The organism is Gilliamella sp. B3801 (assembly GCF_026536645.1).
Lineage (GTDB): Bacteria > Pseudomonadota > Gammaproteobacteria > Enterobacterales > Orbaceae > Gilliamella > Gilliamella apicola_I.
This window is the reverse complement of sequence record NZ_JAFNNR010000017.1, coordinates 1-6,651: the sequence shown is the minus strand read 5'-3', so window position 1 is coordinate 6,651 and position 6,651 is coordinate 1. Positions and strand designations below refer to the sequence as shown.

The 6,651-nt window shown below is 38.4% G+C and carries 8 protein-coding genes and 2 pseudogenes; 4 read left to right on the top strand and 6 right to left on the bottom strand.

Going from position 1 to position 6,651, the window contains the following annotated elements:
* Positions 1-98: 98 nt before the first annotated feature.
* Positions 99-494, bottom strand: a pseudogene (locus J3U14_RS11540) (helix-turn-helix domain-containing protein); the annotation flags it as partial.
* 87 nt (positions 495-581) lie between these two features.
* Between J3U14_RS11540 and tetC the strand changes: the two are divergent.
* Positions 582-1,175: a tetracyline resistance-associated transcriptional repressor TetC gene (gene tetC, locus J3U14_RS11535; protein ID WP_000428546.1), complete on the top strand. Its 594-nt coding sequence runs from the start codon at positions 582-584 to the stop codon at positions 1,173-1,175.
* A gap of 112 nt (positions 1,176-1,287) precedes the next feature.
* Here the strand turns inward: tetC and tet(B) are convergent, their stop codons facing one another.
* A complete protein-coding gene (gene tet(B), locus J3U14_RS11530) occupies positions 1,288-2,493 on the bottom strand; it encodes a tetracycline efflux MFS transporter Tet(B) (protein ID WP_001089072.1) in 1,206 nt (401 codons plus the stop codon).
* 81 nt (positions 2,494-2,574) lie between these two features.
* On the opposite strand from tet(B), the gene tetR(B) reads away from it, so the two are divergent.
* Positions 2,575-3,198, top strand: a complete 624-nt coding sequence (tetR(B), locus tag J3U14_RS11525; RefSeq protein WP_000088605.1) for a tetracycline resistance transcriptional repressor TetR(B) — start codon at positions 2,575-2,577, stop codon at positions 3,196-3,198.
* Here the strand turns inward: tetR(B) and J3U14_RS11520 are convergent.
* From J3U14_RS11520 to J3U14_RS11510, 3 genes are read right to left on the bottom strand one after another with little or no spacing between them, the layout of a single operon-like run.
* Positions 3,176-3,862, bottom strand: a complete 687-nt coding sequence (locus tag J3U14_RS11520) for an ArsR/SmtB family transcription factor (protein ID WP_001284954.1) — start codon at positions 3,860-3,862, stop codon at positions 3,176-3,178. The two genes, tetR(B) and J3U14_RS11520, sit on opposite strands and share 23 nt — an antisense overlap.
* 7 nt (positions 3,863-3,869) lie before the next feature.
* The gene (locus tag J3U14_RS11515) at positions 3,870-4,256 is read right to left on the bottom strand and encodes a hypothetical protein (protein WP_000460651.1); all 387 of its coding nucleotides are present in this window, start codon (positions 4,254-4,256) and stop codon (positions 3,870-3,872) included.
* Positions 4,249-4,569: an antibiotic biosynthesis monooxygenase family protein gene (locus J3U14_RS11510; RefSeq protein ID WP_000562370.1), complete on the bottom strand. Its 321-nt coding sequence runs from the start codon at positions 4,567-4,569 to the stop codon at positions 4,249-4,251. The genes J3U14_RS11515 and J3U14_RS11510 overlap by 8 nt, the downstream gene beginning before the upstream one ends.
* Positions 4,570-5,012: 443 nt before the next feature.
* On the opposite strand from J3U14_RS11510, the gene gltS reads away from it, so the two are divergent.
* Together gltS and J3U14_RS11500 are read left to right on the top strand one after the other, a co-directional pair.
* On the top strand, positions 5,013-6,218 hold the full coding sequence (gene gltS, locus J3U14_RS11505) for a sodium/glutamate symporter (protein ID WP_000599533.1): 1,206 nt from the start codon (positions 5,013-5,015) through the stop codon (positions 6,216-6,218).
* Between the two features lie 230 nt (positions 6,219-6,448).
* A pseudogene (locus tag J3U14_RS11500) lies at positions 6,449-6,568 on the top strand (LysR family transcriptional regulator); the annotation flags it as partial.
* 15 nt (positions 6,569-6,583) lie between these two features.
* On the opposite strand, the gene J3U14_RS11495 reads toward J3U14_RS11500, so the two are convergent.
* Positions 6,584-6,651: hypothetical protein (locus J3U14_RS11495; protein WP_223232774.1), on the bottom strand; the 68-nt coding region annotated here is incomplete at its 5' end.

The window sequence follows — 6,651 nt, the reverse complement described above, 5'->3', positions numbered from 1 at the left end:
TACTCGTGGCTGCAACCCTACTAGCTCAAAATTTATTCACACATGGTTACGCTTTGGGGAAATTATGAGGGGATCTCTCAGTGCATTGCCTCCAATTCCCATAATTTATTACGCCGATAATAACTTGGTGTAACCTTAAAAATGTACTTAAATCGACGTGTAAAAGATTGTTGGGAATCAAATTGATATTTTAATGCGATCTCAAGGATAGTTTTTTTCGTCAACCTCAACTCAACAGCCGCTTTCGTCAAACGACGAGCACGAATATAGCTAGCCAGTGTGACCCCTGTTACTTTTTTGAACAGCCGCTGAAAATACCACTTGGTATAACCCGCTTTATTCGCCACATCATCAAGCAGTAAAGACTGATCTAAATTATGTTCAATCCATAATAGAACATCTTTGATAACCGTTGTATGAAACTGCTTATCATCATATCTTAATTGGATGTTATTAGCTTTATTTTGATAGCGAGAATGCTGTTCAATATACATAAAATAACCTAAATGTTCTTAAGATTGTCACGACCACATCATCATGATACCATAAACATACTGACGGTATGTTATTTTAAATCTATCATGGAAAATAAAAATCATCAACAAGAAAATTTTAAGAGTACCTATCAATCACTGGTTAACTCAGCACGAATATTGTTTGTTGAAAAAGGCTATCAAGCTGTTTCAATAGATGAGATCTCGGGAAAAGCGTTGGTGACCAAAGGTGCCTTTTATCATCACTTTAAAAATAAAAAACAATTACTCAGTGCCTGTTATAAGCAGCAATTAATTATGATTGATGCCTACATCACAACAAAAACTGATTTAACAAATGGTTGGTCTGCCTTAGAAAGTATATTTGAACATTATCTTGATTATATTATTGATAATAATAAAAACCTTATCCCTATCCAAGAAGTGATGCCTATCATTGGTTGGAATGAACTTGAAAAAATTAGCCTTGAATACATTACTGGTAAGGTAAACGCCATTGTCAGCAAATTGATCCAAGAGAACCAACTTAAAGCTTATGATGATGATGTGCTTAAAAACTTACTCAATGGCTGGTTTATGCATATCGCAATACATGCGAAAAACCTAAAAGAGCTTGCCGATAAAAAAGGCCAATTTATTGCTATTTACCGCGGCTTTTTATTGAGCTTGAAAGATAAATAAAATAGATAGGTTTTATTTGAAGCTAAATCTTCTTTATCGTAAAAAATGCCCTCTTGGGTTATCAAGAGGGTCATTATATTTCGCGGAATAACATCATTTGGTGACGAAATAACTAAGCACTTGTCTCCTGTTTACTCCCCTGAGCTTGAGGGGTTAACATGAAGGTCATCGATAGCAGGATAATAATACAGTAAAACGCTAAACCAATAATCCAAATCCAGCCATCCCAAATTGGTAGTGAATGATTATAAATAACAGCAAACAGTAATGGGCCAATAACACCGGTTGCATTGGTAAGGCTCACCAATAATCCCTGTAAAGCACCTTGCTGATGACTCTTTGTTTGGATAGACATCACTCCCTGTAATGCAGGTAAAGCGATCCCACCACCAGCCAATAAAATTAAAACAGGGAAAACTAACCAACCTTCAGATATAAACGCTAAAAAGGCAAATGCACTACTATCTGCAATAAATCCGAGCAGTACTGCCGTTTTTTCGCCCCATTTAGTGGCTATTCTTCCTGCCACAAAGGCTTGGAATACTGAGTGTAAAAGACCAAGACCCGCTAATGAAAAGCCAACCATCATGCTATTCCATCCAAAACGATTTTCGGTAAATAGCACCCACACCGTTGCGGGAATTTGGCCTATCAATTGCGCTGAAAAATAAATAATCAACAAAATGGGCATCGTTTTAAATAAAGTGATGTATACCGAATTCGATTGCGTCTCAACCCCTACTTCGGTATCTGTATTATCACGTGTATTTTTGGTTTCACGGAACCAAAACATAACCACAAGGAAAGTGACAATATTTAGCAACGCAGCGATAAAAAAGGGACTATGCGGTGAAATCTCTCCTGCAAAACCACCAATAATAGGCCCCGCTATTAAACCAAGCCCAAAACTTGCCCCTAACCAACCGAACCACTTCACGCGTTGAGAAGCTGAGGTGGTATCGGCAATGACCGATGCCGCAACAGCCCCAGTAGCTCCTGTGATCCCTGAAAGCAAACGGCCTAAATACAGCATCCAAAGCGCACTTGAAAAAGCCAGCAATAAGTAATCCAGCGATGCGCCTATTAATGACAACAACAGCACTGGGCGCCGACCAAATCGGTCAGACATTTTTCCAAGCCAAGGAGCAAAGATAACCTGCATTAACGCATAAAGTGCAAGCAATACGCCAAAGTGGTTAGCGATATCTTCCGAAGCAATAAATTCACGTAATAACGTTGGCAAGACTGGCATGATAAGGCCAATCCCCATGGCATCGAGTAACGTAATTACCAATGCGATCTTTGTCGAACTATTCATTTCACTTTTCTCTATTACTGATAGGGAGTGGTAAAATAACTCTATCAATGATAGAGTGTCAACAAAAATTAGGAATTAATGATGTCTAGATTAGATAAAAGTAAAGTGATTAACAGCGCATTAGAGCTGCTTAATGAGGTCGGAATCGAAGGTTTAACAACCCGTAAACTCGCCCAGAAGCTAGGTGTAGAGCAGCCTACATTGTATTGGCATGTAAAAAATAAGCGGGCTTTGCTCGACGCCTTAGCCATTGAGATGTTAGATAGGCACCATACTCACTTTTGCCCTTTAGAAGGGGAAAGCTGGCAAGATTTTTTACGTAATAACGCTAAAAGTTTTAGATGTGCTTTACTAAGTCATCGCGATGGAGCAAAAGTACATTTAGGTACACGGCCTACAGAAAAACAGTATGAAACTCTCGAAAATCAATTAGCCTTTTTATGCCAACAAGGTTTTTCACTAGAGAATGCATTATATGCACTCAGCGCTGTGGGGCATTTTACTTTAGGTTGCGTATTGGAAGATCAAGAGCATCAAGTCGCTAAAGAAGAAAGGGAAACACCTACTACTGATAGTATGCCGCCATTATTACGACAAGCTATCGAATTATTTGATCACCAAGGTGCAGAGCCAGCCTTCTTATTCGGCCTTGAATTGATCATATGCGGATTAGAAAAACAACTTAAATGTGAAAGTGGGTCTTAAAAGCAGCATAACCTTTTTCCGTGATGGTAACTTCACGGTAACCAAGATGTCGAGTTAACCACCCTTTAGATTCATAAAGCGAAAATAATGCGGCTCCAACGTACCCACCTAAATGGAAACGGCGTTCACTCCAATCTAAACACGCACAACAGATTTTACGTGAATGTTTGGAAGGAACGTCAATTCCCATTTCATGAAAATATTGAATACCACTTAATGTGATCATTGAACCATTTTCAGTGATCCATTGCTGTTGACAAAGGGAATCATAGATCTTAACGGCAACTTCGCCAGCTAAATGATCATAGCAAGTACGTGCTTTTCGTAAATGCACTGGCGTGGAAACTTTGGCATGTACGCCATGGTTTAAGGAGATCCCCATCATACTTTCCATCAATTCAGCAATATCTTTTCCTGCTAGCCGAAAATAACGATGCTTGCCTTGAGCTACTACTGTGATTAGCTGGCAATCTAATAATTTAGATAAATGACTGCTCGCCGTTGAAGCTGATATATTCGCCACAGAACTTAGCTCAGTGGCCGTCCAAGCTCGCCCATCCATCAAAGCACTGAGTATTTTAACTCGTGAAATGTCAGACATAGCCGCCCCTATCGCGGCTATTGAGGACTCAAAGGTAACCTCTTTTCGTATTAAATTAGCCATCGCAAGTTCACTTTATTGCCCAAGGGAGCGTAACAGATGCAGCCATACTATCATTGTCCGTTATTAATATCAGTTGGTTAGCATGGTCACTGTATTGCACTAAAATATTAATGTTATTCTCCGCCAATACTCGTGCTATTTCGCCAAGTTCCCCCGGTTTTTCCTGTTTTAACTTACGAATTAATGGTGTCCGGATCGCAAGTACTAACAGTCCAGCTTGCTCTAGCGCTATTTTAGCTTCCTTTCCTTGTTCAACAAGAAAATGAGCATGGCATTCATCACCAACCGTAAATATCCCTCCCCCTTCCAATCCAATACCTTTATTACCTAATGTTTTTCCTAGTAATGCTAATTGTCCTATTTGATTATCTAAAACAACGTGAACATCAAACATTATCCTTGTCCTTTTTAAATGAATATTCGCGAGTAATATGAGCAATACTAATTTTGTAAAAATCAAATATTGACTCTCGCCCTTCTTGTTGAGCTTTCGCATGTAAAACATGATTTTTCCATTGCAGAACTGCGTATTCGTTTTCCCACCAAGATAGCGATAACATTTTTCCTTCTGTAGCTAGACTTTGAAAACGTTCAATTGAAATAAAACCAGCTACATGACTTAATAGTGGTCTTAACTCCTCAGCTAAAGTCAAATAGCGAGTTTGTTGGTCGGGTTGTATTTGCACCTCAAATATTACAGCAATCATATTTTTCTCCGTTATTAATCAACAAACAGAGTAATCCACCCGAAAATTAACACTTCGATAAGCAACGAAATATAGAAAGGTCATGCTGCTGTTTTATGTTGTATATCACACTTCTTTAAATTGCTCGGCCTGCGCTTATCATGTTCTCCTTCTCTTATAATTTTGTTTATTATTTATACTTTTTTATTTTTTGCTATCACCGAAAATAGTGCGGATCCCGCATGGTATTTAGGTTTACCCATCATTAAATACCATTGTTGTTATTTTAATCTTTTTAATATTTCATGATTAAGATCACACTAAAATTATGACCCTATTAACTAAAAGTTATGGATACCCTAATAAAACTCATTGTTAAAGATTAGTTAACCAAAGTAACTTCATTTTTCACTATTGTTAAATTGTTATAGTGAAAATTCTGGTAAACTAATAGAGGTAAAAAAATGATCCTAGATGCCAGTTATACATTATTAGTCGCATGTATCGCGCTACTCATAGGAATGTTTGTCGTAAAATTTACCCCGTTCCTACAAAAAAACCACATACCAGAAGCCGTCGTTGGTGGCTTTATTGTTGCAATTGTTCTGTTAATTATTGATAAAACATCAGGTTATTCGTTTACTTTTGATGCTTCATTGCAAAGTTTATTAATGCTCACATTCTTTTCCTCTATCGGGCTAAGTTCTGACTTTTCTCGACTGATTAAAGGAGGAAAGCCGTTAGTTCTATTAACTATTGCAGTAACGATCCTAATCGCCATTCAAAATACTGTCGGCATGAGTATGGCTGTCATGATGAATGAAAGTCCATTTATTGGCTTAATTGCAGGTTCAATTACTCTAACAGGTGGTCATGGTAATGCCGGAGCATGGGGCCCTATTCTCGCTGATAAATATGGTGTAACAGGCGCCGTTGAATTAGCGATGGCTTGTGCAACACTTGGATTAGTGTTGGGTGGTTTAGTTGGCGGCCCTGTTGCCCGTCATCTTTTGAAAAAGGTCTCTATTCCTAAAACAACCGAGCAAGAGCGCGACACTATCGTTGAAGCTTTTGAGCAACCAAGCGTCAAAAGAAAAATCAATGCAAATAACGTTATTGAAACCATTTCAATGCTGATTATCTGTATTGTTGTTGGTGGCTATATCAGTGCATTGTTTAAAGATACTTTTCTGCAACTGCCTACTTTTGTCTGGTGTTTATTTGTCGGTATTATTATCCGTAATACACTGACTCATGTATTTAAACACGAAGTGTTTGAGCCGACCGTCGATGTATTAGGTAGCGTTGCTTTATCGCTTTTCTTGGCAATGGCGTTAATGTCATTAAAATTTGGTCAATTGGCAAGCATGGCAGGGCCAGTATTAATTATCATTGCTGTACAAACTGTTGTCATGGTGCTATTTGCCTGCTTTGTCACCTTCAAAATGATGGGCAAAGATTATGATGCTGTCGTGATCAGCGCGGGTCACTGTGGCTTTGGTATGGGAGCAACACCAACAGCAATTGCGAATATGCAAACAGTCACAAAAGCATTTGGACCATCACATAAAGCTTTCCTTGTCGTTCCTATGGTCGGTGCCTTTATTGTTGATATTTCAAACAGTATCTTAATTAAAATATTTATTGAAATTGGTACATACTTTACCTAATAGCTACACACTACTCGGCGTACTTCTCCTAACAATTTATTATAGGGCAGTATGCCGAGCCGCTTTCTTACCCCGTATATTCCCCTAGTCAATCTATTTAGCTTGCACGTTTACGAATTAATTCTCGTGACAACTAAACCAAAATTTGAATTATGACGAGTATATCTGATTATTTATACTTTATTCGTTAGAATAGTCCGTAGAAATAAATAATCAGTAGGCTACATGGAATGAAATTAAGACATCTCGATATCTTTTATGCTGTAATGACTTGTGGTTCCTTAACGCGTGCGGCTGAAGTTTTACATATTTCTCAACCCGCGGCGAGTAAAGCACTCAAACATGCTGAGCACTGAGAGATCCCCTCATAATTTCCCCAAAACGTAACCATGTGTGAATAGATTTTGAGTAAGCAGGGTTGCAGCCACGAGTG

Coding starts and splice junctions, on each gene's coding strand:
- tetC (WP_000428546.1), top strand. CDS start 582: ATGGAAAATAAAAATCATCAACAAGAAAATTTTAAGAGTACCTATCAA.
- J3U14_RS11520 (WP_001284954.1), bottom strand. CDS start 3,862: ATGGCTAATTTAATACGAAAAGAGGTTACCTTTGAGTCCTCAATAGCC.
- J3U14_RS11515 (WP_000460651.1), bottom strand. CDS start 4,256: ATGTTTGATGTTCACGTTGTTTTAGATAATCAAATAGGACAATTAGCA.
- J3U14_RS11510 (WP_000562370.1), bottom strand. CDS start 4,569: ATGATTGCTGTAATATTTGAGGTGCAAATACAACCCGACCAACAAACT.
- gltS (WP_000599533.1), top strand. CDS start 5,013: ATGATCCTAGATGCCAGTTATACATTATTAGTCGCATGTATCGCGCTA.